This window comes from Candidatus Marsarchaeota archaeon, assembly GCA_023485295.1.
Lineage (GTDB): Archaea > Micrarchaeota > Micrarchaeia > Micrarchaeales > Micrarchaeaceae > Micrarchaeum_A.
In genome coordinates this window covers 70,596-97,457 of the sequence record JAMCZQ010000004.1, presented here as the reverse complement: position 1 = coordinate 97,457, position 26,862 = coordinate 70,596, and the positions used below count along the sequence as shown (strand labels likewise).

Here is a 26,862-nt window from a genome sequence, read left to right as displayed (position 1 = left end):
CGCTGCACCGCTTCGCGCCAAGGCTTGGTGCAGCGATTTGGACGCTGCAAATTAATGAGTAAAACAAAAATAAGAATTAGGAGCTGGAAAATAAAGTCAAAACAATTAGCTTAGGTACAAATAACGCTCGCAAAATAAAAAAACAAAAATGCTTGTGCTGCATAGCTTAGTGCTGTGGCAATGTTTAGTAATCCTCGCTGTCGTCGTCCTCGTCGTCCTCGTCTTCGTCGTCTTCGTCGTCTTCGTCGTCTTCGTCCTCTTCGTCGTCTTCGTCCTCTTTTTTCGGCATTTGAATCACCTGAGAAGGTATGCATTTATACACTCGCCTAAAGATATATAAGCTTTTCTGACCGCAGCGTGGAATCCTGCGCATTGCTGCCGCATCGACGGAAATGCGATACGCCGAGGCGTTATATAAAGATTTATATATTTATCTTAGCTTAAATAAAACAGGTTATTTTGTCAGCAGTACATAAAAGCACGCGTGAATGCGCCTTTTTATGGCAACCGCGGCGATTTAATCCATTGCTATAGTCAATCCATGGGTTTTTGAAGTTCGAGTTATGGCATTTGCCGATTGGCAGCGGGCATTATAACGAATGAAAATACCAAGCAGAACTATGCAAAAAAAGTTTGAATATATATAATAATTTGGTGAAACACATGTCAGAAAAACCACACATGAATTTGATTTTCATAGGTCACGTAGACCATGGCAAATCTACGACAGTAGGGAGATTGCTTTACGAAACACACGTTATTACAGACAGGGATATCCAGCGCTACAAGGAGCTTACACAGCAGCTCAACAGGCCTACTTTCGAGTTCGCGTTCGTTATGGACCAGCTCAAGGAGGAGCGAGAGAGGGGTATAACAATAGACATAATGCATAAGGATTTCCAGACTCCAAAGTATTATTTTACTATAATAGATGCACCAGGGCACAGGGATTTCGTCAAGAACATGATTACAGGAGCTAGCCAGGCTGATGCAGCTGTGCTCGTTGTAAGCGCAGTCGATGGCGTCCAGTCACAGACAAGGGAGCACGCAATACTGGCAAATGTTCTTGGAATAGGCCAGATAATAGTCGGAGTAAACAAGATGGATGCTGCGAACTACGACCAGAAGAAGTTCGAGGAAGCAAAGGCGAACGTAACACAGCTGCTCAAGTCCCTCGGCTACAAGAACGTAGACAGCATAAATTTCATACCGTATTCTGCTTTGCAGGGAGATAACATAGCCGCAAAATCAGACAAAATGCCATGGTATAACGGCCCTACGCTGCTAGGCTCGCTTGACCTGCTTACAGTGCCTCCAAAGCCTGTAGACAAGCCTTTGCGCCTTCCGATACAGGATGTTTACAGCATATCAGGTTTCGGCACAGTGCCGGTAGGCAGGGTCGAGACTGGCGTTGTGAAGCCAGGCGATTCGATAATCATAATGCCAAGCGGTGTCAAGACCGAAGTCAAGAGCATAGAAATGCACCACCAGCAGCTGCAGAAGGCCGAGCCTGGAGACAATATAGGATTCAACATAAAGGGCGTAGACAGGAAGGACATTAAAAGAGGCGATGTGGTCGGCCCGTCAAACAATCCGCCGACAGTTGCTTCGGAGTTCACCGCTCAGATAATAGTGCTGCACCATCAGAATGTCATAGCAAAGGGCTATACTCCGGTGTTCCACATACACACTGCGCAGATTGCATGCACCATAGTGGACATACTCGAAAAGAAGGATCCAAAGACAGGGCAGGTTACTGAGAAAAACCCTGAGACGATAAAAACGGGCGACATAGCTGTCGTAAAGATAAAGCCAACAAAGCCAATAGCAGTTGAGAGATACAGCGAATTCCCGCAGCTTGGAAGATTCGCCATAAGGGATATGGGCGAGACGGTTGGCGCAGGCGTCATACTCGACATAACGCCTGCACAGAAATGAGCCGCGTGATTAAATGAGAGGAGTTGCCGTTATAAAGCTTGCAAGCATCTCTAAAAACGATGCGGACAGCGTAATGAAGCAGATAAAGGACATTGCGCAGTCCATAGGCGTAAAGGTTAACGGCCCGATACCGCTGCCGACCAAAAGGATAAGGCATGCGGTTAGGAAGGCTCCTGGCGCAGACGGCAGCCACACTTTCGAGAAATGGGAGCTTAGGATCCATAAAAGGCTCATACAGGTGCACGCAAACGATCAGGCATTGCGGCAGATAATGCGCATACCAGTGCCTGACAGTGTGCAGATAGAGATTGCCCTCACCTGATTATTCTATTCCTTTTCTTTTTTGCTTGGTCCCGCGGATTCCTTGCAGCACAGCAGAAAATATACACTTTGAAAAGGTTTTTGCAGAAAGATTAAAATATGAAATGCGCTCTCTTTTAGTGTTTAGTGATTGCAATGGTCAGCAAAAGCGATGTCGTTGAGGCGCTCAGGCAGTGCAAGGATCCTGAACTGGATGCCGACATAGTCAACCTCGGCCTTATATATGGCATAAACATAACGGGCAACGAGGTCAAGGTAACTTTGACCATGACCAGCGCAATGTGCCCTGTTACTTCCCTTATACTGGCCGACGCCCAGCTCAGGCTCGAAGCATTAAGCGGCGTCGGCAAGGTGGAGCTGGAGCTTGTTTGGGACCCGATGTGGAGCCCTGAAATGATGAGCGACGAGCTGAAGTACAGGACCTGAAATGCTTACGGAGACAGGCGCTTCCTGTCCCGCGGAAACATTGCACATTCCCTTATGTTCTGCGAGTTTGTTATGCGCATTGCCAGCCTCTCCATCCCTATCGACCAGCCGGCATGCGGAGGAGCCCCGCACCTGAAAGCGTTTATATAAAAGTCGAAATTCTTTGGGTCGAGCCCCTTTTTCCTTATTGCCTGTATTAGCATCTCTGGCATGTGTATGCGCTGCGCTCCGCTTGATATCTCAAGGCCTTTGTATATTAGGTCGAAGCTGTTGGATAGCTCTGGATTGCCTTCCTTCGGCATTGAATAGAATGCCCTTACTGCAGTTGGATATTCCGTCACTATTACCGCTTCCCCGAACAGCTCGCCTATCTTGAGCTCGTGCTCCCTTGAGAAGTCGGAGCCGAATTTTATATCCTCGCCGTGCGCCTTAAGCCCCTCGACAACCTCAGAGTATGTGACAGTGGTAACCTTTGGCACCTTTAAGTCAACGTTTAACGCTTCAAGATCGCTTACGTTCTTGCTTCTTACGTCAGATATTATCTTTACTAGCGTTTTTCCCAGAAGCGAGATCGCATCGTTATGGTCCGCAAACCCTATCTCTATGTCCATCTGCGTTACTTCGTTCAAGTGATACGTGTCGTTGGACTTCTCTGCCCTGTATATTGGCATTACCATGAACACTTTGTCAAGCCCGCCTATTATTGCGAGCTGCTTGTAAAGCTGCGGCGACTGCGCAAGGAACGCCTTGCTCTCGAAATATTTGAGCTCGAAAAGCTCTGCACCGCCCTCGGTAGCCTCTGCCACTATGGAGGAGGGCCTTATCTCGTTAAATCCCTGATCGTAGAAAAACTGCCTGAACGAATTTAGTATTGTGGATTCTATCTTGAATATAGCAGCGGTTTGGATCCTTCTCAGGTCTATATACCTGTAGTTAAGCCTTACGTCAAGCTCCACAGGCACCTTGCCAGTGACTTCGAAAGGTATGCGCATCGAAAGCGGGTTCAGATTCGCGACTGTTTTTGGGATTATTTCAACCCCTCCAAACCTGGATTCCTTGTTCGCCTTTACAGTGCCTGTGACGCTTAGAACGCTTTCCTTAGGCACGGAAAGGGCGCTTATAATAGACTCGCTGGCCTCGCCCTTCTTTGCCACGACTTGGGCTATGCCAGTCATATCTTTCAATAGCAGGAATGTCAATTTCCCGAGTTCGCGCACTTCGTGCACCCAGCCAGCTATTGTGACCTCCTTGCCGTCCATGCTTTGGGACAATTCGCTTATGAAATTTGAGCGTATCATTTGAGCACTTCGTATTTAAGATTTGCAAAAAGCCGAATTTATTTCTTTTGGAAAGATTTTATAGCTTTCTGCGTGCAGGCAATAAGCCTGCAGCATGCAATAAAAAGAGGCAGTGCTTACTTTGCAAGCACTATCTGTATTGCACTGACCTTCGACCTTGTGCCATCCTCATTCGTAAGGTCCTCGGAAGATGTCTTTATGCTCTTCTCCTTTATGTCAGGCAAAAACTTGTTCATTACGATTTCCTTTACGTCCACCGCCCTTGAGATGGCGTTGCCCCTGGCCTTTATTGTCACTTCCGGCATGCCGCTGTTGAATTGGGTCACTACGGCCAGCACATAGTTCATTGTCGGCTTCTTTCCAATGTATATTACATTCTCCTTTCTTGCGTCCTCTGATATTTCATTTCCTGCCATGTTATCACTTGTTATATTTTATACCACATTGTTTGAGGCTGGTCATTGCTGCCGCCTTGTTTATTAAGTGTTTTATCGCTCAGATATTTATATTTGATGCATTCTGCGGCTTTGCGCCACCGATTGGTGCGGACAGCTATTTGCGCTGCAATGCATCCTTCATAAATGCATTGATATCTATCTCGAGGCCGTTCTCCTTTGCGAACTGCAACGGATACGCAACCGCTATGTCCCTGAGCAGAAGCACTTCCTGCTTTATGCCGACCTTTTCGGCAATGCCAAGGTTTGCATTGACCGATTCAGATATCATCGGAAGCATGTCCCCGAACAGCCGCTCCAGTGTTGCAGCATTTACTGCGCCTTCGCGGATTAGCCTTGCGGCCTCGGCTTCGCCCCAGGATGCAATGCTTTCATCCGAATTGAACGCCTTTCCGAACGTGCGCATGTATTCCGGCATCACAGGATAAAACACTTTGTAGAATATTGAGCCGAAAGTGCTGCCGTACGACTTCTTTATTATTATGTCATAAGCTATTATGCGCTCAGGCCATTCCCTTATGTCCTTCATGTAATCGAATATGCGCTGCACTACGGGGTTTATCTGGTTGCTCTTTTTGCCCAGGCCCTCAAGCATGTTCTTTATAGCCCTTGCCTGCTTTTCTGCGCTTGCTGCCATTGCCTCGAAATGCTCGGCGTACTCTTTATATTGGAAGTCCTGCGCGTCCTTAAGCCATAGGCGCAGCACCTTGGTGCTTTCTTCCTCTCCATGGTAGAACATGCTTATTATGTACACCAGGTCATCGAGCTCGAATTTCACTGAATTTGGCAGCTCTACATAGGCGTTCGTCACCTTGCCGCGCTTGCGCTTCACGTCTATGAAGCTTAGGCCTTTCCTTACAGCATTCAACGGGTCGGACTTTATGTAAGTGTAGACATATGGCTTGACCCATTCTGGAATTCCGTATTTTTTCAGTGCCTGATCCAGTATTGCATTCTCCACTGCCACGCAATCACTTTATAAGCTGTTCATAACAATTTATACCTTTCTTTTTGGCTTTTCGGAGTGCGACATTTTGCGCTTCCTTGATACGCGGACAGCCACCACAATAATTATTATAACCGCGACTATCGCAATAGCCTCTTCAGCTATGCCTGCTGTGCTTGAGGATGATTCCACTTTTGCATAGTAAAAGCTTGAGCCTACGAATTCCTGGCCTTGCGGGCTGTTTGGCTGCTTCCACTGCTCGTACAGGGTTATCGGGTAGCTGCCGGGCTTGCCGTTGCTGTCAACGCTAACGTAGAAAGTAGCGTTTTCAGAAGCCCCTGGCGCCAGCGAATTTATGTAGTTGGTGGATGATACAGTGCTTATCGGATATACGCTTTCAAGCGTCAGAAGCACTGCCTGCGCCTCCTCGTTTCCTGTGTTCCTTACCGTTACTGTTATAGGCACATATGTTGCGCCCGGATTGAGCGAAGCCGCTTCTGAAGTGATGTTGAATATTGCTGACGGCTGCACGTGTATGCTGATAGGCTCTGTCGTATTGAAGGCGGTGCTTAGGTCTGCATTCCAGTAATGCGCATTTGCGGTTATTGACGTGTTGCTGAAGTTGTCTGAGTACGAGTTTATGTACAGCTCTTCCGTTGCAGAAGCACCTGACGGAAGGCTGCTTATGAAGAAATGGTCCACGCTGCTGCCTACGTCTATGCTCGGGCTGCCAGTAAAGCTTACGCTTACGTTCCTTGCCTCGCCTGTGCCGGAATTCTCTATCTGCAGCTGCAGGCTCTGGTTAGAACCGGCGTAAAGCTCCGGAGGCATCGAGCCTATGAGGCTAACCGTTATGTGCGGCACATTCAGCGCCACGCTTATGGGCATTGTGACATTCTCGCTCATCCGATGGCCCAGCTCGTTCGTGTAGTCGATGGTTGCTGTAATGTTATGGACGCCGTTGCTCAGGTTGTCCAGCGCAAACATCGGCTCATCGATGCTTATCGGTACGCCGACTGCCATGGTGCCCAGGCTGAATTTCGGCGTGCCGGTTATGGCAAGCCCAGAAGCGCCATGAAGCTGCATTGTGACATTCATTGCTGTATCGGTGCCTGCGTTTGAGAGCGTGATGCCAAGCTCAAACGGGTTGCCAGGGGTAATCTGCGTAGAGGGCAACGCAGTTGCAGTTATTGCAGGCTTTCCGTATACGTATATGTCTATAGGTATTTCAGACTCGCCAGGAGTGTCTATGTTTTGCCCTGTGGCAGAGGTCTCAACTGTCCTGTAGGTAGAAACTACGTATATGGTGTATTCGCCTGCAGGCAATGTAGAGGGTATATGGATAGCATAGCTGAACTCGTCGACGCCTATTGCCCCAACAAGGCCGGTGCCTATGCTTGTAGCTATAGAACTATACTGGGGCGACACATTAAGTATCTGGTCAGGCGATACGAGCTGTATGTTTACGTCAGTCAAAGGCTGCGAATACGAGTTGAACAGCTGGAACGAAATATTTACAGTGTCGCCTGCAACAACTGGCGTTGGAGAAACCTGAAGGTTCGTTATGGAAAGCGGTGTGCCTTCTGCAGAAGCCTGCTGGGCTGAGGCCATTCCAGTCTGCATCGAAAGCAGCAGCATTGCCATCAGCATTGCGCCCAATATGCTGTAAATTTCCTTGTTTGTATTTTTCATATTTGCACCCTAAACGTTTTTATTGAAATGCCAAGCATTATTATCGAGAACAGCCCAAGTATGGCTATCTGTGCGAGCGCTGTGCCCAGAGGGTATGCGCCTATTATCATAACATCCCTTATCCCCTTTACTGCGTATGTCATAGGATTGAAGACCGATATGATCTGCATCCATTCAGGCATTGAAGTAGTTGGGAAGAATGCTCCGCTCAGGAACCACAATGGCAGCGCGATCGTCTGCGTGAATATCGCGTAGATTTCGGGCTTTTTGACCTTGGATGCCAGAGTAAGGGAAATGCCAGTAAAGCCGAGAGTCAGCAGCAGCACAAGCACAAAAATCCAGAATACGCCAAGGATGCCCATCAGTATTGTGGTACCGAAGAACAGCGATATGAAAAGCACGAGCGCAGTGCTTATCACCGCAAGCGTAAGGGTATACAGCGTCTTGCCGAGCATGACGGATGAGCGGTTGACCGGCGCTATCAGTATGGCTTTTAGGTTTCCAAGCTGCTTGTCAGTTATGAGAGTGAATCCCCCGCCGAAAAGTGTGCCAAATACGGCAACCAGTGCTATTACGCCGCCTACAAGAAAGTCCTCATAGTTCGTAGACAGGCCGGATGTCAGAGTAGGCACGAACTGCGTTTGCGGCTGGGATGGCATTAATGACGCAGGTTCAATGCTTTTTGCAGCTATCTTGGAGCCGGACCCGGCTGCGATGCTGCTTATTGCCGGCAGTATTTCCTCCACTGTTGAGGCATCAGGGCTGCTATAGTAAGCTAGTATTGATGTTGCAGAGGATGTAGTGCCCAAAGTAGGATTTATTACGAGAAGAAGGGCAACCTGGCCTGAATTCACTTCGGAAAGGCCCTGCTGCAATGATGGAATCGATATAAGCTTGAAAGAGCCTTGTGACGTGCCGGCATACAGTGCCTGCATCAGCTCGTATGAATCCTGGCTGTTTGCATTGTTCACCACTCCTACAGGCACATTATGCGGGACAGCGCCTATATTGCTGAAGAATATGAGTATTATCAGCGGGAAGAGTATAGTCCTGACAAGGTTGGGCCTGAGATTGCTCTTGAAGATCAGCATGTCGCGCTTATACAGTATGTATGCCTTTTTCAGCGTGTCGCTTACAACATTGGACATTATCTCCTCCTCCACATGACCTTTGACGCTGCAGACTGCTGCTCGCCAAGGGTATCGCGTATCGTTGCGCCTGTCAGCTTTATGAAAACATCGTCAAGCGTCGGCAGGTGCATTGCTATAGATATTATTGGTATCTTCTCCTTCTCCAAGATGGATATGACGCTGCTCAGCGTTTTTATGTCCTCCCTTTTTACGTTCAGGCTCAGCCTGTCAGCCACAACGCGCGGCCGCACGCCAAGCTTCGCTTCTATGACTCGCGATGCCTTTTCTATGTCCTCAAACTTAAGTGATACGTCTATGACGCTGCCTTCGGTAACCATCTTCTTCAGCTCTGACGGAGTGCCGAGCGCCTTTATTTCGCCGTGGTCTATAATCGCTATCCTATTGCACAGCGAGTCTGCTTCCTCAAGGTACTGCGTTGTAAGTATTACTGTAACTCCGTTCCTGTTGAGCTTGCGTATGTCTTCCCACATTGACACCCTGTTCTGCACATCCAAGCCAGTCGTAGGCTCGTCAAGCACAAGTATGTGCGGGTTATGAAGCATTGACTTTACCAGGTTGAGCCTCCTTTGCATGCCTCCAGAGAACGAGCCAGCTTTCTCGTCCTTGAAATCCAGGAGGTTTGCCTCTTCCAGTGCATGCTGGATTGCCTTTTCCTTTTCCTCAACGCCCATGTTGTAAAGCTCAGCGAATATGTCAAGGTTCTGGACTGCCGTAAGGTCGCCGTCTACAACCGTTTCCTGCGTCATCAGGCCCATGCTTTGCTTTATCGCTTCGGAGTTGTGCTTCATGTCCATTCCATCGATCTTTATCGTTCCGGAAGTTTGAGTAAGAAGGCCCAACAGCATGTTTATCGTGGTTGTCTTCCCAGCCCCGTTGGGACCCAGCAAACCGAATATCTCGCCCTCCTTGACGCTAAGGCTTATGCCGTCCACTGCGGTGAAATCTCCGAATTTTTTAACAACGTTGCTGAGTTCTATTATGTCCCTTGGCATGAACGTCACCTTATGATTTTGACAAGCTCGCGCATGTATCTTATCATTAGGCCCTTGGACTTCTGGAGCGCGGCTCTGCCCTCTGGAGTTATCTCATAATACCTTTTGTTTGAACTGTTTTTCGATTCTGAGAGCTTTATGTAGCCTGATTTTTCAAGCGCGTGCATCGTATTGTATATGTCGTTCTTGAGCTCTGGCTTCTCTATGCCGAAAGCGTGGGCCTTGCCGCTGCTTCCGACCATGCTTATAAGCTCGTACGTATAGCATTTCTTGGCCTTGAGCTTCGACAGAAGCACCAGCTTTATTATCATGCGGCGCATCTCCTTGTTCATGAATCCGTTTTTTCGCGCTTTCTCCGGCTGCATTCCATTTACCCTATCCTATTTTTAAATAGTTTAAATATAAATTAGTTTACTTTCAAACTAGTAAGACTTCTACAAGTAGGAATCAATGGCTTGCGGCAGTTCGCAAGGCTTGACAGCCAGGACAGCACTGCTGCCCTAGCCCTCCTGCGTATACAGGAATAGCGAATCGTATTTCCTAGATATCTGGCTTGCCCTTATGCCGTATATTGCCTTCGCACTCTTGGAATTTGCAAGGTCAACAAGCCTTTGTGTTATTATCCCGTCGAACACTATAGATGATACCGCTGGAGCTTCCTGTATCGCTTGCATCAGCTCGCGTATCGGCACCTCGCTTATAAGCTTGCCGGAAGAATCATAAAGCCTGCCGCGCAGCGTGTTTTTCAGCTCTGCCAGGGCGCTTATGTACTTTTCAGATTCCTGGGGCGGCTGCTTTTTTGCAAACTCTATGTTTTCCACTCCTGCTATTCCCTGATGCTGCTTGTCTATCTCCACTTCAGTGAGGGCGCCAGCATCATCATGCCCATTTGGCTCTGTAGTTTGGTCAGAGAGCCTGTGCGCGATCTGCGTTGGGCTGAGTATCTGGCTGCGCTCCTGCTCTTCCTTCTGGGCAGGCTGCTGCTCATAGCTCTGCTGCGTGCGCTGCGAGCCATACCTCTGCCTTTGCTGCTGGTACTGCTTTTGCTGCGGCTGGTAATGGTTGCTGTGGTTGTTGCCTTCATGCTCGTGTTCGTGCTCCTCCCTGGCCTGGGCCTTTCCTATTGCAGTCTGCTCGAACGGCACCCTGGACCTAAGGGCCTTTATTATCTCCTTTCTTGTAAGCTCCTCGACCTCCTTTCCGTCAGGCGCCCTTGCTATATAGTCAACCTCGGCCACATTTGATATGCTCTTGAATATTATGTCGCCGCCGCGGTCGCCGTCAAGGAACAGCGTGACGTCCTTCTGGCCGCACAGGTCTACCACTGTCTTTGGTATTGTGCCGGTTGCGCCACCGACAGCCACGCAGTTAGTTATGTCGTTTTTCAGAAGGTTCACGACATCTGCCCTGCCTTCGACTATTATTATGCTGTCGCTTTTTGCTATATCTGGGCCTGCAGGCAGATTGTCAGGGCCGTAATGTGTCACGGTGCTGGATTTTACATCGGATTCCACAAGCTCGCTTATCTCCTTGCTATCCGGTATGACGTTTTCCAGCAGGTTCTTGACCAGCTCCTTGGCCCTGTTTATCACCTTTACGCGCTTCTCCTCCCTTGTGTCGCTTATCTTCTCTATCTTAAAGGCGGTCTCGAACGGCCCTACGCGGTCCACTGATTCTATTGCCGCAGCCAGTATGCAGGTCTCAACCTTGCCCAATGATGAAGGAAGAAGCAGCTTGCCGTAGGTCTTGTTGTTTGACGATGCGCTTTCTATTTCTATCCTGCCTATCTTGCCATTCTTCTGCAGCTCCCTGAGGTCCAAGTCAGCCCCCAGAAGGCCTTCAGTTTGGCCGAAAACCGCGCCTATTATGTCAGGCTTTTCTACAGAGCCAAGAATCTCAAATCTTGCCTCTACCATGTATTTTACTATGTCTATGTAAGTCTTTGCCATCTCAATCACTTTGGACGGCATCCGATGGCTCATTGCCATGCTTTAAGGACTAGTCAAAAACAATGCTCAGCCCTGCTAATTCTGGCACGGCTGCGCATTGCAATCCGTGCTTTGCAGAACGAAATATTCTAAAATCATAATAGATTTGATTCATAATCACACTCCGTTTAGAGCATTTATTATGACAGTCCTTGGATGCTTTATCTTATAATTAGAAATATGCAGCATAATTATTTATATATTGCCTCTGCTAGGGCAATACGATTTTTTGGCCCTCCAGATATTCCGAATCGGCTATTATGCTTCCCAGATTGCGCCCTATTCCCATGGCGGTCGACTTTGTTACGGTATAATTTTTTTCGGTCTTTTTCATTTCGTCCAGCTTTATGAAGAACCAGCCCTTGGAATTCATCCTCCATGCGATAAAGGTGTTCATTTTCGTGTTCGCCTCCCAGCGCTTCAGCACTTCGTACTTTTCCCTTTCTATGGACAGGCTTGACCTGTTCCAGGCCTTGCACTCGAACGCGTAGCCTTTGCCGCCTCTGAATACTATTATGTCAGGGCTTAGGGAATTCACGCCGCTGCCTGCGCTTCTCATCACTGAAAAATTCTTCTCATAGAATGCATTGATCAGTTCACGCTCGCTCCTGGCCCCTTTTACATATCTGTGCATGCATATACCATTCTTAAAATTTTCATACCGGCACCGCGGGCGCCTGGCGCTTCTGGGCCGAGATTATCTCAGGCTGCTTTTTCTTGTATGATATCATTATGCCGAATGTTGAGAGTATGTTTGTAAACAGTATTACTATGAACATCGCATCAAGAAATCCAGGTATTGTTATGCCGTATGCAAGCGGCAATGTTGCAACTATGGCTGGCGAAAGGCCCCTGGCTATGTTGTATGATATGAACTGCTTCTGCCTGTATGCCTCTTTGTCATCATTAGAAAGGTACTGCTTCAGCATGCCTGCACCCTCGAACCTTATGAGCATTATGACGAATGCTATGAGCAGAGCGAATATGAAGAGCGGCAGCGTTGCGTTGCCCAATGCAAAGAGCATTCCTATGTAAACGAAAAAGAACGTGCTCGTGAAGAACACTATTTCCTTCTGGTACTCCTTTACATGGTCTATGCTGTATGGTATAGAAAGATAGCGCTCAATGAATGTGGGCTCATGGGCAACGCCAGCCTTGGGCTTGACCGAACCTATATTGCTGAACAATATTCCGAATACAAATATAGTTATTGCACCGTTGGCACCTATAAATTGCGCTATCCCGTATGTCGCAATCACCATTGCTATAGTGAGCATCCATGCGTAATCCTCGCTGTAATTCTTGAACCTGCCAAGCAGGAATAGCCAGAATATTGCAAACAGGACCCCGAGCACTATGGAGCCTACCACTGCGTCGATAACCAAGCCTGCTATCGCAAAGCCAGTGATTGAAGCGCTCGCAAGTATGTCCAAGAGCAGTATAGGTATTATGAGCTCCAGCGTATCAGAGGCTACGCTTTCATAGAGCAGCGTAGTCTTCAGCTCGTCGCTCATTTTTATTACTTTAACGAGCGTTGGCACTATTATGCTGCTTGGGCCTGAAAGCGCGAAGCTGAATATGAAAGAATCGATTATGCTCCATCCCAGCGTATAGTGCGTAGCGAAGAACGTTACCACTCCTACTATTATGCCTGTCATTGTGGCAAGGCCGAATGTGAATCCTGTTGCCCTTTTGAAAACCGCCTTTATATTTGATACGCGCAGGTTTATGCCTACGTCAAAGAGTATGAATGCTACGGCAAGCGCAGTCACATAAGGTGTAAGCTGTGCTATCGTGCTTGTAGGTCCAGTAGGCACTATTTTCAGCACAGGGCCTATCAGCAGGCCTATGAGCATAAGCGGCAGCACGCTAGTTATGTTTAGCTTGTCGAATAGCGCATTGAGTATGAACCCTAGGAACGCGACTCCCGCTATGAACATGAAAACTATTTCGTAATTCAGCATCTCAAAGCCTCGCCTGCCGCAATGGCTTGGCGTTCCTGTATGTACCGTTTTCCATTTGGTCCCTTATCTTTATAATAGTATCCAGCATCCTTTTCTCCCTTATGCGGGATATCATAAGATAGCCTTCGTCCTTCGTGGCCCTTGCGACGAGTATTATCACTTCGCCGAATTTGAATCTGCCGGCCCTGCCCTTGCGCTGTATGCTCCGTATCTCGCTCGGTATTGGCTCGTAGAATATTACGCAGTCGACAGCAGGTATGTCTAGACCTTCCTCGCCTATGGACGTAGCAACAAGTATGTCAAATTTCTTCTCCCTAAATTCCTTGATTATTGCTGCCTGGTCCGCCTGCGTTATGCCCTCCTTGCGGCCTATGAACCCACGTGCATTCATGCCGTTGCTGTTCAGCGCTTCCACGATCGCCTTGATTGTGGAGCGGAACTGGGCGAATATGATAATGCTTTTGCCTGAAAGGCTTGTCCTAAGCAGTTCTACAAGCTTCAGCATTTTTGGATGCTCGAGGCCTGCACGCATTCCAGATTCCGCTATTTCCAGGGCCCTTGAAATTTCCGGATTTTTTATTATGCTTTCAACCACCTTGCTCTTTTTCTCCTTGGACTTCAACGAATTTATGTAGCTTGCAAATGGATAAAGGCCCTCTGTCGAGACAAGGTCGTATGCATGCACCAGGTCAAGCACGTATACATAGTTGAATATTGCTGCAAACTTGTAGTTATGGGCTTCTATCTTCTTTATCAAATCCCCTATCTCTAGGAATCTACGCTTAGGCATGCGCTCAAAGTCTGCGAATGGGCTAAGCCCAGTGTCATAGAGCTTGCGCAGGTGCGCATTTATCAGCGGCTTCAGTATCGACATTATCTGCTTTATCTCAGGAGAGGTGTCCACGTATATCGTATTTGTCGTCTTGTCATGCACGTATGGCTGTACGTCAGGATCTGTAGAGCTCTTGACCTCTATCTTGGTTATGCCTAGGGTATTGATTAGCTCTGCAATCTTCTTCCTGTCGCTTCCTGGAGACGCGGTAAGCCCTATTATCTGCACGCTGCGCAGCTTTGCCTCGTTTGCTATGTACGTATAGGCATACCTGCCAACGGCCCTGTGGCACTCGTCGAATACCACTATGCCAAAATCGTTCAGGCTCAGCCTGCCCCTGCTCAGGTCGTTAGCAGCTGTCTGCGGCGTGCCTATTATTATGCGCGATGCGTTTATCGCCTCGGCCCGCTTGGAGGCCTTTGTTGCGCCTGTAAGCAGCAGTATCTCTTCGCTGTTTATTTTGAGCGTTGAGGAAAGAGACGCAAAGTGCTGCTCGCTTAAAGGCTTAGTAGGGGCAAGCATCAGGGCTTTCTTGCCGTTGTACAAGGCCATGGCCATTGCAAATATAGCTATGAGCGTCTTGCCCAGGCCCGTAGGCAGCACTACCAGCTCGTTCTTGCCTTCTGCGATAGACTTTATTATGTTTATCTGGTATGCCCTGGGCTCTGCGTTTGACGTGTCGACTATGTTTGAATACGGCTCTAGATCAGACCAGTCCAAGCATTACCACTTTATTAGTTTTATTTAAAGATTCAGAACTAAGTTATAAAGCATTGATGCTGCGGTGTTTCGCTTAGGCCTGTTGGCGGCATTGCCTGGAATCTTGTTCCTAAGCCGTTCTCCGGCGTATGCTGGCCTAATAAGCTCTTGGCTCTACAGGCCACGTGTTTGGCAGCACGTTATAATGACTTTGCTGCTCCAGCGCATGTGGCATTTGCCTTGGCGCCTCTTGACCTTTTCCATCTGCGCTTTGGAGCTTTCCAGTGTAGAATTTGAAACCTTTGCCAAAGTGCAACCATTCCAATTCCGTCTACTTGGCCCAATGCTTTTCCATCGCACAGCGACTTATAAACTTTTTTATATATTCTTATCTAATAAAAGGTTATAATAATTGCCTCGATACTAATTTAGCACTAAGGCATCATAACGCCGCTGTAGCTCAGTGGGAGAGCGTTCGGCTGAAGACCGAAATGTCGTCGGTTCAAATCCGACCAGCGGCAATTGATATTGCAGCAGTTTAAATTCCTGCTTGCTGCTCGAAATAGTATTTGCAGCATATCATATGTTTATATACGAAGCGTGATTTTTTGCAAGAAAAAATAATAATGGCGGCAATAGATGAAGGCGGAATGCTGACAGGGATTGGAAGAGCTCCTAAAGTTGCAATTGTCCATGTTAAGGATGGGAAGGCCGAAAAGACAGAAGAAATTGATGTCAAGTGGGGCGAAGCGCATGAGACAGAGCAGGAAGGACTGCATCATGCTACAATTGCAAAGTTCATCATGGAGCACAAGGTAAGCGAGGTCATAGCTGGCGGCGCAGGGCCTGATATGAGGAGAATGCTGGAAAAGCTCAAAATAGGGGTAAAACTTGGAAGCGGCAGCTACAGGGATTACGTAGATTGAAGAACTGCCAGGCTGTCAGTTACAGCTTTCTAATAAGTGCAGTATATAAAATTCAAATGGCCGCCGCAGTTCATGCATTTGTAGCCGCCATTGGGATCCGTATACTGAAATCCGTCATCTGTGCAATATGTGTTATAACAATCATCGCACATGAAGCATTGCTTGCCTTTTGCAATCTTCTTTCCGCATGCAGAACAAACAGCCATAATATCACGCAATTAACCTTTCGCCCTTTTATATATATTAATGTTTCAGTCAGACGATTTTTAGCCTTACTTTGTATAAGTCGTAGGCAAGCCTTTCTATTGTAAGCTTCCGCTGCTCTGCCTCGGCCTTGGTATAGGACAGCCTTTTGGCAGCGGTTTCGCGCTCCCTGATGAGCGAATCAGTGCTGGATTTCTGGGCGTGCACCTTGTGCAGCTCTATATCATAGGATTTCAATTGCTCAGACAGCTCGGCTTTTTCCGATTCAAGCTTCATGGCCTGATAAGCCATGTCTGACAAGTTCGTATTTAAGATAAGGCTTATCTGCGACAGCACGTCCTCTTTATTTTTTATCTCTATCGACCCCTGCTCTATCTTTTTTCTCATGTCATTTAGCAGCGATACAAAATTCGAGTATGAGAGCTCGCTGGCTAGCTTGCTCACTGGATCTGCTATATACTGGCCGATTCCTTCCTTGCTTGGAATTGAGTGGTCGTATTTCCTGGATACGCGCTCTATCGGAAGCAGCAGGAGCTCCATCTCTGCCGAAATGGATTTGGAACGCTTTTCGCAATCGCTTATTTTTGCGGAGATCTCTCTGATTTTGCCTTCGAGCGCCGAACGATCGCGCTCGATATCAGAACTCGAAGCTGTGGCGGCATCCTTTTGCGTATAGTCGTTCTGCATGCTGGCCAAGCGTATATTCTCCATGCCGCCGAGCAAAGCCTGGACGTGGCCAATTGCGGATTCATACTGCCTGAAAGCTTCGGACCCGAAGCCGAGCTCGGACTCCAGCGCTTTCAGGTTCTTCTCTATGACGGAAAACGACTTTTTGAAGTCTCCCATTCGCTCCGAATAGCCTAGCACTGCAAGCTTGAAGCTGGAATTCAAAGACAGCACCTTTGATACGAATTCCGTATAGATGTCCTTTTTGCGCAGCATGGTCTCATACCTTGTGCCTGCATGGGCATCCTTGAGCTCAGCTGCAAGCGAGGCCAAGGCTTTTTGCAGCGCATCCGTATAGTGCGACTTCTGCTCCTTCGCAGAGCTTATGCTTGCGCGGCCTATGAATTCCTCATCGGGCTCGCCATTGTATTCCGCCAAGGCTTCGGCTGCCTTTTCGAACATGTGCAGGCCATGGGTTATGTGCGGCTCGACCTGTTCTGCCCTTTTAACAGCTTTTTCGGACTCGCGCTCAAACATCTCCCTGAAAAAACCCTCAAGCTCGCCAATCTGCACCTCTCTCTCTTCTTCCGGCTTCCTGAAAAGCATCAGCTACCATCCTTTCCCTGCTCGTAGAATATCCTGTGCCTTGGCTGGCCTTCAAGGATGTCCTTCCCTGAGCTAGTTACCTTATGAAAGGCCTCGCTCCTTACGAATTCCGTGAAGGCGTTCAGGCTGTCCCATTCGCTGTATATCATGTACTCGTTAGTGCCAACCTCCTTGTATAGCTTGGCGAGCTTGAATCCCTTGCCTGAAGACAGATATTCCGATACTGCAGCAAATGTGTCCTCAAACTGCTTTTCGTTCCCGCTCTTCACCCTGTAATACAAGCCTACATTTATCATGCAACCACACGAAGATTTCACAGCCAAATGCTATAATCCTTTTTGATTGCTTAGCTTTGCGCCTTGAAAATTAACAAAGTTTTTAAGAACTTTGACATGAAAACATTTATGCGCGATCTTAGTCTAGCCTGGTAGGACATCGCCTTGCCAAGGCGGTAACCCGGGTTCAAATCCCGGAGGTCGCACTTATGCTTTAAGAGCATTGGTAAATCATGGATTTAGCCTTTCTTAGCTAAAGATATGGCTTTTGCCAATATGCAGTCTTTGCCTTGTTTTATATCGCTCATTGCTGGATAGACTTCTATATCTGGCTTTATCCCAATTCCTTCGAACCTTGTTCCGTTAGGATAGATAGCCTGGACTACCCCTATGCCCAAATATATGCCATCTCCGAAATCCTTAATCAATGTACTGCCGTTTGTTCCGGCAGTTTTAATGCCGATAAGCGTGGCGCGACCATTGTCTTTGAACGGAAAGGAAAAGTCTTCTCCTGCAGAGAAAGTGAATTGATTCACAAGAATGAACACCTTGCCCTTGTAAGCGCTTTTTAATGGTGTAATCCACTTAGGCCTTTGTAGTTTATACCTTGTCTTTATTTTATTGCGTTTGACATAGGTTGAATCCAAAATGTATGAAATCTGCTCTTGTATTGCTTCTTTGTATGCAAATCTTCGATACTTCCTATCCATCAAGGCACTGATCAAGTTTGCCGGAGTGTTGCCGCCTTCATTGTTTCTTAAATCTAATATAATTGATTCACAGTTGCGGTGTTTTTTCAGGAATTTGACTGCAGATTTGGCATATTCACCTTTGGCAAAACTCGGAAGTTTTACATAGCAGGTTTTTGGATCTATTAATTTGAAAACTGGCTCAGGCTTAATGGAACGAAATTTTACAGGTCTCTTATTTATTGCAAAAGTTCCCATGTCTGTCGTTACTTTTAATTTCTTGGGAAACAAAAATGATGTTTTGAATAACTTGTTCCTTATTTCTAGTTCGCTTGAACCGGATATATATTTCGAAGCAGCAACGAAAAATTTTTCTGTAGGTTCCCCATTTATTTTCAATATTATATCCCCAATCTTTACTTTATTGATTGTGCTGCTTAATACGACCCATTTCTTTTCTTTCTCGTGATAAAAAGCATAGAAGCCCAGGCCCCCTCCTGCTTTGTTGTGCAATTGCCTATCGTAATAGAATGTGTGTCCGTTTTTTAATTCTGCGAGCAGCTTGCACATCAATAAACCGAATTTATATCTGTTGTTGGTAGTAAGTAAATCTTTTACATACTTTTTATGGAGTTTATTTATAGACGCATTTGGAACGTAGTTCCAATGCGCAAAATATTGCTCAAGCATAGAAAATGTTTTACTGATGATTTTGAATCTTGTTTCTAAATCAATAGTCTCCAAGCTATGCACCGTTAAAAATCATGGCAATGCCGAAGCTTTGCAATAAATTATCGATTTATGTTATTATAAAACTTCATATAAATCAAAGACCTTTACATTTTAAATTATTCTGTGACTAAAAGCGCTAGAAAGCTGCAACGCCAGCATAGAATGGTATAGAAACTGCAAAAAAGTAAATGTGCGGTGAAATAAAGATACCGCCATCTGCAGTTATTTTTGTAGTCCCGGCCATTATCGCACACCCTTTGGCTTTATAAAAATAAAGTTTATAACCTTTGTAGAGTATTTACAATTTACGTATGGGATTTATTTGGTTGATGAAAGGCACCTCGTTAATGAGCTGCAAAATATAGACATGTTCTTGCGCTCCTTGCTTAATGTGGAGCATACTATGCCGCAGGTGCGCATCTCAAACAAAATCAATGATGCTGAAGAATATGAAAACGGATTGATAACCCTAAATCCTAGCTATCTGAAAGGTAGTGAGAGAATAGGCCTGAGTGCTCTGATGGCACACGGCTTCTTCCACCATGTGCAGCACACCAAGTTCAAGTTCTACGACCCTGGCAAGCTGTGGGACATGCTTAAGCTATATGACTTAAAGCAAGATGACGTGCAGGATCTTGTCAACAACATCTTTGAGAGCTCGGCGATGTTCTTCGCGGTTGCATATTTGACAAGAAAAACCAAGGGCTCCAGAAGGACCGCAAGCATCGTTAGATATCTGCACTCCAAAAAATATAGCCCGCCTGCTGGAAAGTTTATTTCTGGAAACGATATGATATTGCTGCTTTATTCCAAGAGTGGCAACAGCGTGAGAAAGACGCTGCAGTACGCCATTACCTACGGAGGCCAGGCGAAAATGGTGAAGGATTTCCTTGACTTGAGAATAACGAAGAAGCACTGACGCAAATTGAAACTAAGCTATGCTGCTTCTGCTTCCTGTAAATTAAAAGGGCCTAGCACAGACATGCAGTAAGGCTTTGCACTTGGCCCAGGCTGCCAAAAAGGCAGACCGAATCACGGGGGCGAAAGCAGGTGTTGCGGGACTGCTGCGACTCCTACTACTATCGCAAGAAGCGAAGCGAGCAGAAGGAATATCCAGAATATTACTAGCAATGCAGTGTAGGTGTTTGAGGCCTTGCTCTTGGCTGGAAGCCTGTCGTATATGAGCGTTGCAGGATACGTAAACACGCCAGCCAGGCCAAACCCTATGTAAAGGCCTAGCATTGCAATAGGGCTGGATGTCATCTTTATGAAGTAAGCGCTGAAGCCGTAGTATATTGCGAGAAGCCCTGAAAAAAGTGCGAATATGCCAACATACTGCATGTTCTGCCTGAACCACAGTGCTACTGATATGCCGGTTATCGTTATTCCTATAAGTACGAAAGGATCGTAGAAAAGGATGTTGTAGCTTCCTGGTAGCGGCCATGTCATCTCGCCGAATAGGCCCAGTATGAGCATTATTATGCCAAGAAGCCCAAGCGGAACTGCCCCTGGCCTCATCGAGTCCTTTATTCCCTTGACTCCGTTGGCCTTGTAATACCTGTAAGCGGAAGCAGTGGTGTACAAAGATACTACGCCAGCGAGCGCTAGCATAAAGAGCTCCAATGCCAAGTCGTCAATGAAAACCATTGCACCATCCCATTAGCTTATACAAAATCCAATTGCACTTATTTAATTGTATGTGTTATGCAGTGTTTTTGCATATCTTCCTTTGAAGATGAAACTTGAGGCCCTTGCCACATGATATACTGCATTATACCTGCTTGCAGCGATTATAGCTATCGTTTTTAGATTTTTACGAAACTTATCTGTTGTATAGGTGCCTTCATTGCCCGGCAGCGTTGATGCTAGAAGCCAGGATTACCAAGATGCTGATGGTGGTAGCGAAGGCAAAGGCCTTAGAGGAATGCTGGACAGCGTCAGATCACTTGTAGAATTCTTCTACATAAAGGATGTGCCTTCTTACGGCAACAATTTCTTTTTCACAATAGGCATATACCTGCTTGAGCTTTTTGGAGTACTCGCAATCACAGGCATAGTAATGTTGATATTCGGGCCATATTGGTGGAACCTTACAGCTGTTGGAACTTTCTTCAGGAGCATACACCTCTGGGCAGCAGAAGCGTTCGTAACCCTCATATTTGTGCACCTGTTCGTGCAGTTCGCAACGTCATCGTTCAAAAAGAAGAAGCTCGTATGGGTGCTTGGCAGCCTAATGCTCTTCCTCGTATTCCTTGAATATGCATTCGGCATAGGGGTACAAGGCGGCTTTGTCTCTCAGTGGAATGCAAAAGCTGGAGCTGACCTGTGGAACGGCACGGGGCTTGGCTACTGGATAAACCCGCTCAACATGGCTGCAGTGCTCAGCTGGCACATAGCAATAGTTCCGATACTGCTTGCGCTACTTATGTTCGCGCACTACATGCTTGTCAAGCAAAAAGGATTGAGCAAGCCCTACCGCAAGGAAATACCATACAGCATGGTACCTGCAAACCACAAGACCATGTATAAGCGCATGGTTTATGTGCTTATAATAGTACTGCTCTTTGCAGTGTTTCTAAGGTCTCCATATATAGCACCGCTCACCATACAGCAAGTGGCCAATACCACGCCAAGCATAATGGCTATGACATTGATAAGCGAATTCAATTACAGTTCTGGGACCGCCACTTACCTTGACACCATAGACCCTTACACGTTCAGCACCAGAAGCGCTTACGTGACAGGGCCGTACTTGCAATACATAAAGGTGACAGGCTCCAAGAACTATGAAAGCATGCTGCTCAACGAATCGCCTTCTGCTCTGAATTCCAGCCTAGCTTCGGCTTATTCCTACTTCAAATCAAACGGCTCTATCTCGAAGGGGCTTAACTCTTCCAATCCTGCTATCGCACTTTTCTCGCAGCTTACGTCCATGGCCCAGGCTGGCTTGTACCAGGACGCGCTTGCCGGGAGCCTTCAGAACCCGCTTAACGAAACTTACGAAATAAGGTTCCTCGCAGATTCCAATGCGCTGTATTCATACGGAACAAAATACGGGCTCAGGACCGCACAATGGGGCATGCTCAAGGCCGGGAGCGCTTGGTGGCAGATAGGCAGCTATTGGACAGCACCTTACAACTATATGGAGATAATTACTTCTGGAATACCTTGGTGGGGCGATCTCGAAAACGGCACTGTGGCGCTGGTCGCTTTCGCGATATTGGTATTCTTCCCATTCATTCCAGGGCTCAGGGACATCCCTGATAAGCTTAGGCTCTACAAGATCTTCTGGAACAAATATACCATACCTGAGATGAAAAATAGGAATAAGAAGAGGCCGTAGCAGTTATCGTTGGCATTATGCACTTCCCTTTGCACTGGCCTTCATGGCTGCATATGCGATTATTATGATTGCCAAAATGACTATTGCAACGATTATAGCGTATTCTTCATAGTTTGGGGTTGGCTTCGCAACCGTCAGTATCGTTGTCGTTGCAGTAGTAGCAGGAATTGTAGTAGTGATATTCTGGGTTGTAGCTACTGCGACAACTGCAGGTGCAGAAGCGAAGAATGCGATGTTGCATGCGCTTTGGTTGATTGAATAGCTGGTTACTGGCATCCAGGTGCCATTTACAAGCGTCAGTGGCTTTATCTGCGATGGATTTAGAGAGCATGCATATGTCACTGTAGTGTTGATTGCAGGCACCTTCGGCGTTGCGGATATGTTGAAGCCTGAAATTGCGTGATAGCCTATAGGCACGGAAGGCATCGTTGACGTTACGTTCTTTATCGTTACATCTTCTGTAATGTTCTTTGTGTAGTTGGAATATATGTTAAGCGCTATGTGCAATTGCATTATTGTTATCTTTGATCGTTCATGGGGCGCAATATTCAGCGATACTTCATAGCCCTTGTTTGTAATGGATATTGATGGAGGTGTTGTAGTTGTCGTAGTTACGGTTGTAGTGGTCGTTGTAGTAGTCGTAGTAGTAGTCGTAGTGGTTGTTGGGATTATCCTTTTCAAATAATATGCACTGTAGGAACCGCCAGTGGTTGTGTAGTTTGTGCCGCATGGCGTTGAATCCAGAAGGCCGTATGTATTGTTTGAGACGTAGAAATTGCCGTTTGCGGTGAAAGCGCATGCAAAATTGAACCTGAAGTAGTAATGCGCTGGGAACGATATCTCTGCAGGCAGCTGATTCTGGTAATACGTTATGTTCAGCACCTTTGCATTGTCTGAATAGTTTATCAAGTATACGTCAAACACGCTCCTGTTTGATGCGTACGTTTTATTTACATTGTCTGTTATGTAGAGCGATGATGTTGAAGATGATGGATGCACAGGCGCAGGGGTTATTGTCAATGTTCTAGACACTGACGCAGATGTGTAGTTTGCATTGCCAAGGGTATTGGCAGTTATTATGTAATTGCCTGCCGCTGGGCCAACAGCAAAATCATTGCTGGAGTAGAACGAACTTACCAAAGCGTTATTTACAAAGGCATTTGCCTGCAACTGGTTGTTATACGTGGATATTTCGGCTTCGACAGTAGCTGTCGAACCGTTATAGACAAAATTTTGCGGGAAAACGGGAAATGTTATTGATGGAGAGGCCTTCGCAATCGTGAAGTCCTTTTTTATGGCGTTGGATGTATAATTCCCGTTTCCCGTAGTATTGAAGACTACTGAATAATCCCCAGCGCCTTCATGCGCAGTGAACGTTATTGTATTTGATGCAAATGTTGAATTCGCAACTACATTGCCATTTATGTAAAGGTATCCCTTCAACTGGTTGCCAAAGGAATTTATGGAAGCAGTGATTAGGCATCCCGCAGAGCCGCTGTACGTGTAGTTGCTGCACACATTCAACTGCAGCATCGGGGAGGTCTTTGCGATTGTGAACGACGCTGAAATGGTGTTTGAGGTATAGTTTGCATTGCCCAATGTATTTGCAGTAAGCGAATACGTTCCTGCAGCAGAGAATTTATGCGAGCCAAACCCGGTATTTATTATGCTGACTGTATTGTTATTAGAGTTTGTAACGTATGCATAGGCGCCGTTGGGGGCGAAGGCAACGCCAGATGGTTCGTAGAAGCCGGGGATGGTTGAAATTATGGAACGTGTGGAGGTGTTGACTATGCTGACTGTGTTGTTATAATCGTTCGTAACGTATGCATATGCACCGTTGGGGGCGAAGGCAACGCCGAAGGGTGCATTGAAGCCGGAGATGGTTGAAATTATGGAACGTGTAGAAGTATTGACTATGCTGACTATGTTGTCATCATAGTTCGTAACGTATGCATATGCACCGTTAGGGGAGAAGGCTACGCCAGATGGTTCGTAGAAGAAGCCAGAGATGGTTGAAATTATGGAACGTGTAGAAGTATTGACTATGCTGACCTCGCCGTTAAAATTATAGTCCGTAACGTATGCATATGCACCGTTAGGGGAGAAGGCTACGCCATATGTTTCTGTATTAAAGTAGAAACCGGAGATGGTTGAAATTATGGAACGTGTAGAAGTATTGACTATGCTGACTGTGTTGTTATCAGAGTTCGTAACGTATGCATATGCACCGTTGGGGGCGAAGGCAACGCCTTCCGGATGATGAAAGCCTGAGATGGTTGAAATTATGGAACGTGTAGAAGTATTGACTATGCTGACTGTGTTGTTATCATAGTTCATAACGTAAGCATATGCACCGTTAGGGGAAAAGGCTACGCCTTCCGGATAATCAAAGCGGGGGATGGTTGAATTGTGTATTCCTATTATGGTGTTCGATACAAGCGCGTTATTTGCATAAAGACTTACAGGTATCTGATTAAGCTGGGTGAATGTACCATAGCGGGTTAAAACGGATGAACCATTGTAGATTGTATTTCTTGGAGTATTGAGCGATACAGCAGGCACAGCCTTGAGTATTGATATCTTTATAGAGTTGGGAATAATATCGTTATAGACTGTTATTGTGTTGGTGCTGTTCAAAAAGTCATTCTGCATCTTGCTAGATATGGTATATAGGTAATTTCCAGCAGTAGCAAATAAAGAATTTGATGGCATCTGCACTTTTAGGGAATTGCCATTGTTATAAGTTATGATGTTGCCAGTGCCGGAATTGAAATTGAATGCGAGCGAATTCAATACGTTGCCAGAAATCGAATTGCTTTTTAAAGAAGCAGTAATTGACGGAGCCTTAGCGTTGTATGCATACGAAGTAGTTGTTGCTGATGTATTTATAGCAATTGATTCGTTGATCACGTTAAATGCAATGGATAACGAATTCGATGTGTAATTGGCATTGCCCAACGTATTGGCATTAAGCGCATATGTGCCTGCAGCAGAGAATTTATACGAGCCAAACCCAGTATTTATTATGCTGACTGTATTGTTATTGGAGTTTGTAACGTATGCATAGGCGCCGTTGGGGGCGAAGGCAACGCCAGATGGTTTGTAGAAGCCGGGGATGGTTGAAATTATGGAACGTGTAGAAGTATTGACTATGCTGACTGTGTTGTTATCAGAGTTCGTAACGTATGCATATGCACCGTTGGGGGCGAAGGCAACGCCGAAGGGTGCATTGAAGCCGGAGATGGTTGAAATTATGGAATGTGTGGAGGTATTGACTATGCTGACTATGTTGTCATCATAGTTCGTAACGTATGCATATGCACCGTTAGGGGAGAAGGCTACGCCAGATGGTTCGTAGAAGAAGCCAGAGATGGTTGAAATTATGGAACGTGTAGAAGTATTGACTATGCTGACCTCGCCGTTAAAATTATAGTCCGTAACGTATGCATATGCACCGTTAGGGGAGAAGGCTACGCCATATGTTTCTGTATTAAAGTAGAAACCGGAGATGGTTGAAATTATGGAACGTGTAGAAGTATTGACTATGCTGACTGTGTTGTTATCAGAGTTCGTAACGTATGCATATGCACCGTTGGGGGAGAAGGCTACGCCTTCCGGATGATGAAAGCCTGAGATGGTTGAAATTATGGAACGTGTAGAGGTATTGACTATGCTGACTGTGTTGTTATCATAGTTCATAACGTAAGCATATGCACCGTTAGGGGAGAAGGCTACGCCTTCCGGATAATCAAAGCGGGGGATGGTTGAATTGTGTATTCCTATTATGGTGTTCGATACAAGCGCGTTATTGGCATAAAGACTTACAGGTATCTGGTTAAACTGGGTAAACGTGCCGTAAGCGAAGGTCATTCTGTCCAAAGGCACCGATATGATTAGTGGAGGGGAAGCCTTTGTAACTGAAATCGTATTTGATACTATATCGCCAATGCTGCCTTGTGCAGAGCCTAAAGGCACCAAATTCACCGAATTGGTGCTTATTGCGTTTATTGCGTAGGAATTGCCTGCAATCACGTTGGAATTTAAATAGTGTATCGTGCCATACGCCTCGAAATTGAATGTAGAGGCAGTGTTTGCAGTCAAAGTGTTTGCAACGACTATATTGTTTATAGATATCTCAGTAACATTCATAGAGTTGGAAGGGATCGCCTTTATCAGATCCGTGTTGCCATACGCTATTACGTTGCCGTTTGAAAGAGTGAGTGTAACTGCATAGGGGTCGGCAGCTATCAATAAAAGTGTCATGCAAAAGACAGGCAGAAATACCTTTGCAAAGGGCCTCATGCGAACAAACCTTATGTAAATATAAGGGACATATTAAAATTAAATAGGTATCATCTATGTTGCACCTACTTTAAGGACCGTATTAGGTTAGTTAAAACGTAATGGCTCAAGAGCGTTACTTTCAACAATAGTTGAAGAAGTAGCGTTAGCGGTTGAACTAGGCTTGCCATTTTAGAATTTGATATTTTGAAAATGGTTTGGCATTGCAAAGAGCTGTTGTGCTGGAACGATATGCAGGGGTAGCACGTTGAAAATGCACATGCCACTCAAAGTTCCGTAGCGTTATGCTGCCTCTACCTGCAAGCCCGTTGCCGGAGCACTGGCAGCTGTTGGAGCAAAATAGAGCAGTCGCAGAAAGAGTAAAAATGTTAGCGCCGCAGCAATCGTTGATTGTCTAACTGCTACTTCGTCTTT

Annotated in this window: 23 protein-coding genes and 2 tRNA genes; 8 read left to right on the top strand and 17 right to left on the bottom strand. The window is 46.3% G+C overall.

From position 1 onward, the window contains the following. Nucleotides 1-184 precede the first annotated feature (184 nt). The gene (locus M1125_02330) at nt 185-322 is read right to left on the bottom strand and encodes a hypothetical protein (protein MCL5404654.1); all 138 of its coding nucleotides are present in this window, start codon (nt 320-322) and stop codon (nt 185-187) included. Nucleotides 323-663: 341 nt separating this feature from the next. Here M1125_02330 and tuf point away from each other — a divergent pair, with 341 nt between their 5' ends. The 3 genes from tuf to M1125_02315 all read left to right on the top strand — a co-directional run bounded on the left by tuf (nt 664) and on the right by M1125_02315 (nt 2,685). Next, on the top strand, nt 664-1,938 hold the full coding sequence (gene tuf, locus M1125_02325) for a translation elongation factor EF-1 subunit alpha (GenBank protein ID MCL5404653.1): 1,275 nt from the start codon (nt 664-666) through the stop codon (nt 1,936-1,938). A gap of 13 nt (nt 1,939-1,951) precedes the next feature. Beyond that, nucleotides 1,952-2,260 carry a 30S ribosomal protein S10 gene (gene rpsJ, locus M1125_02320; protein ID MCL5404652.1) on the top strand — a complete coding sequence of 103 codons (309 nt, stop codon included), beginning with the start codon at nt 1,952-1,954 and terminating at the stop codon, nt 2,258-2,260. Between the two features lie 134 nt (nt 2,261-2,394). Continuing rightward, a complete protein-coding gene (locus M1125_02315) occupies nt 2,395-2,685 on the top strand; it encodes a metal-sulfur cluster assembly factor (protein ID MCL5404651.1) in 291 nt (96 codons plus the stop codon). A gap of 5 nt (nt 2,686-2,690) precedes the next feature. On the opposite strand, the gene aspS is transcribed toward M1125_02315, so the two are convergent. The 11 genes from aspS to M1125_02260 form a co-directional block, all read right to left on the bottom strand. Further along, nucleotides 2,691-3,983, bottom strand: a complete 1,293-nt coding sequence (gene aspS / locus M1125_02310) for an aspartate--tRNA(Asn) ligase (GenBank protein MCL5404650.1) — start codon at nt 3,981-3,983, stop codon at nt 2,691-2,693. A 116-nt stretch (nt 3,984-4,099) separates the two neighbouring features. Next, a complete protein-coding gene (albA, locus tag M1125_02305) occupies nt 4,100-4,399 on the bottom strand; it encodes a DNA-binding protein Alba (protein ID MCL5404649.1) in 300 nt (99 codons plus the stop codon). Between the two features lie 136 nt (nt 4,400-4,535). Continuing rightward, nucleotides 4,536-5,405: a hypothetical protein gene (locus M1125_02300; protein MCL5404648.1), complete on the bottom strand. Its 870-nt coding sequence runs from the start codon at nt 5,403-5,405 to the stop codon at nt 4,536-4,538. Nucleotides 5,406-5,435: 30 nt separating this feature from the next. Beyond that, nucleotides 5,436-7,076, bottom strand: a complete 1,641-nt coding sequence (locus M1125_02295) for a hypothetical protein (protein MCL5404647.1) — start codon at nt 7,074-7,076, stop codon at nt 5,436-5,438. After that, the gene (locus tag M1125_02290; protein ID MCL5404646.1) at nt 7,073-8,239 is read right to left on the bottom strand and encodes an ABC transporter permease; all 1,167 of its coding nucleotides are present in this window, start codon (nt 8,237-8,239) and stop codon (nt 7,073-7,075) included. Before M1125_02290 ends, M1125_02295 begins: the two co-directional genes overlap by 4 nt. Continuing rightward, entirely contained in the window at nt 8,224-9,219 is a 996-nt protein-coding gene (locus tag M1125_02285) for an ATP-binding cassette domain-containing protein (GenBank protein MCL5404645.1), read from the bottom strand. The genes M1125_02290 and M1125_02285 overlap by 16 nt, the downstream gene beginning before the upstream one ends. Nucleotides 9,220-9,224: 5 nt before the next feature. Further along, on the bottom strand, nt 9,225-9,584 hold the full coding sequence (locus M1125_02280) for a PadR family transcriptional regulator (protein ID MCL5404644.1): 360 nt from the start codon (nt 9,582-9,584) through the stop codon (nt 9,225-9,227). A gap of 135 nt (nt 9,585-9,719) precedes the next feature. After that, the gene (dnaG, locus tag M1125_02275; GenBank protein ID MCL5404643.1) at nt 9,720-11,168 is read right to left on the bottom strand and encodes a DNA primase DnaG; all 1,449 of its coding nucleotides are present in this window, start codon (nt 11,166-11,168) and stop codon (nt 9,720-9,722) included. A gap of 250 nt (nt 11,169-11,418) precedes the next feature. Beyond that, complete coding sequence (gene hjc / locus M1125_02270) at nt 11,419-11,841, bottom strand: Holliday junction resolvase Hjc (protein ID MCL5404642.1); 423 nt, start codon at nt 11,839-11,841, stop codon at nt 11,419-11,421. A gap of 22 nt (nt 11,842-11,863) precedes the next feature. Next, nucleotides 11,864-13,171: a cation:proton antiporter gene (locus M1125_02265; GenBank protein ID MCL5404641.1), complete on the bottom strand. Its 1,308-nt coding sequence runs from the start codon at nt 13,169-13,171 to the stop codon at nt 11,864-11,866. Nucleotide 13,172: 1 nt separating this feature from the next. Beyond that, nucleotides 13,173-14,723, bottom strand: coding sequence for a DEAD/DEAH box helicase (locus M1125_02260; protein MCL5404640.1), 1,551 nt, complete (start codon nt 14,721-14,723; stop codon nt 13,173-13,175). Nucleotides 14,724-15,151: 428 nt separating this feature from the next. Here M1125_02260 and M1125_02255 point away from each other — a divergent pair. Both M1125_02255 and M1125_02250 read left to right on the top strand, forming a co-directional pair. After that, nucleotides 15,152-15,223 (top strand) — tRNA-Phe (locus tag M1125_02255). Nucleotides 15,224-15,310: 87 nt separating this feature from the next. After that, entirely contained in the window at nt 15,311-15,628 is a 318-nt protein-coding gene (locus tag M1125_02250) for a hypothetical protein (protein MCL5404639.1), read from the top strand. A 255-nt stretch (nt 15,629-15,883) separates the two neighbouring features. On the opposite strand, the gene M1125_02245 is transcribed toward M1125_02250, so the two are convergent. Together M1125_02245 and M1125_02240 are read right to left on the bottom strand one after the other, a co-directional pair. Next, nucleotides 15,884-17,104 carry a hypothetical protein gene (locus M1125_02245; protein MCL5404638.1) on the bottom strand — a complete coding sequence of 407 codons (1,221 nt, stop codon included), beginning with the start codon at nt 17,102-17,104 and terminating at the stop codon, nt 15,884-15,886. Beyond that, nucleotides 17,104-17,400, bottom strand: a complete 297-nt coding sequence (locus tag M1125_02240) for an antibiotic biosynthesis monooxygenase (protein ID MCL5404637.1) — start codon at nt 17,398-17,400, stop codon at nt 17,104-17,106. The genes M1125_02245 and M1125_02240 overlap by 1 nt, the downstream gene beginning before the upstream one ends. A gap of 112 nt (nt 17,401-17,512) precedes the next feature. Between M1125_02240 and M1125_02235 the strand changes: the two genes are divergently transcribed. Then, nucleotides 17,513-17,585, top strand: a tRNA-Gly gene (locus M1125_02235). A 33-nt stretch (nt 17,586-17,618) separates the two neighbouring features. Here M1125_02235 and M1125_02230 read toward each other — a convergent pair. After that, entirely contained in the window at nt 17,619-18,812 is a 1,194-nt protein-coding gene (locus tag M1125_02230; protein MCL5404636.1) for a S41 family peptidase, read from the bottom strand. Between the two features lie 310 nt (nt 18,813-19,122). Here M1125_02230 and M1125_02225 point away from each other — a divergent pair, with 310 nt between their 5' ends. Beyond that, a complete protein-coding gene (locus M1125_02225) occupies nt 19,123-19,719 on the top strand; it encodes a hypothetical protein (GenBank protein ID MCL5404635.1) in 597 nt (198 codons plus the stop codon). Between the two features lie 113 nt (nt 19,720-19,832). Here M1125_02225 and M1125_02220 read toward each other — a convergent pair whose 3' ends face one another. Then, nucleotides 19,833-20,447 carry a DUF981 family protein gene (locus M1125_02220; GenBank protein ID MCL5404634.1) on the bottom strand — a complete coding sequence of 205 codons (615 nt, stop codon included), beginning with the start codon at nt 20,445-20,447 and terminating at the stop codon, nt 19,833-19,835. A 199-nt stretch (nt 20,448-20,646) separates the two neighbouring features. Between M1125_02220 and M1125_02215 the strand changes: the two genes are divergently transcribed. Then, nucleotides 20,647-22,143, top strand: a complete 1,497-nt coding sequence (locus M1125_02215; protein MCL5404633.1) for a cytochrome b N-terminal domain-containing protein — start codon at nt 20,647-20,649, stop codon at nt 22,141-22,143. Between the two features lie 15 nt (nt 22,144-22,158). Here the strand turns inward: M1125_02215 and M1125_02210 are convergent, their stop codons facing one another. Then, nucleotides 22,159-26,409: a YncE family protein gene (locus tag M1125_02210; protein MCL5404632.1), complete on the bottom strand. Its 4,251-nt coding sequence runs from the start codon at nt 26,407-26,409 to the stop codon at nt 22,159-22,161. Nucleotides 26,410-26,862: the final 453 nt, after the last annotated feature.

Bases quoted from the DNA above. Each gene is read 5' to 3' on its own strand.
- M1125_02220 (MCL5404634.1), bottom strand. From the start codon at position 20,447: ATGGTTTTCATTGACGACTTGGCATTGGAGCTCTTTATGCTAGCGCTC.
- hjc (MCL5404642.1), bottom strand. From the start codon at position 11,841: ATGCACAGATATGTAAAAGGGGCCAGGAGCGAGCGTGAACTGATCAAT.
- M1125_02280 (MCL5404644.1), bottom strand. From the start codon at position 9,584: ATGCAGCCGGAGAAAGCGCGAAAAAACGGATTCATGAACAAGGAGATG.
- M1125_02295 (MCL5404647.1), bottom strand. From the start codon at position 7,076: ATGAAAAATACAAACAAGGAAATTTACAGCATATTGGGCGCAATGCTG.
- albA (MCL5404649.1), bottom strand. From the start codon at position 4,399: ATGGCAGGAAATGAAATATCAGAGGACGCAAGAAAGGAGAATGTAATA.
- aspS (MCL5404650.1), bottom strand. From the start codon at position 3,983: ATGATACGCTCAAATTTCATAAGCGAATTGTCCCAAAGCATGGACGGC.
- M1125_02245 (MCL5404638.1), bottom strand. From the start codon at position 17,104: ATGCTTTTCAGGAAGCCGGAAGAAGAGAGAGAGGTGCAGATTGGCGAG.
- M1125_02265 (MCL5404641.1), bottom strand. From the start codon at position 13,171: ATGCTGAATTACGAAATAGTTTTCATGTTCATAGCGGGAGTCGCGTTC.
- M1125_02285 (MCL5404645.1), bottom strand. From the start codon at position 9,219: ATGCCAAGGGACATAATAGAACTCAGCAACGTTGTTAAAAAATTCGGA.
- M1125_02210 (MCL5404632.1), bottom strand. From the start codon at position 26,409: ATGACACTTTTATTGATAGCTGCCGACCCCTATGCAGTTACACTCACT.
- tuf (MCL5404653.1), top strand. From the start codon at position 664: ATGTCAGAAAAACCACACATGAATTTGATTTTCATAGGTCACGTAGAC.
- rpsJ (MCL5404652.1), top strand. From the start codon at position 1,952: ATGAGAGGAGTTGCCGTTATAAAGCTTGCAAGCATCTCTAAAAACGAT.
- M1125_02240 (MCL5404637.1), bottom strand. From the start codon at position 17,400: ATGATAAATGTAGGCTTGTATTACAGGGTGAAGAGCGGGAACGAAAAG.
- M1125_02315 (MCL5404651.1), top strand. From the start codon at position 2,395: ATGGTCAGCAAAAGCGATGTCGTTGAGGCGCTCAGGCAGTGCAAGGAT.
- dnaG (MCL5404643.1), bottom strand. From the start codon at position 11,168: ATGGCAAAGACTTACATAGACATAGTAAAATACATGGTAGAGGCAAGA.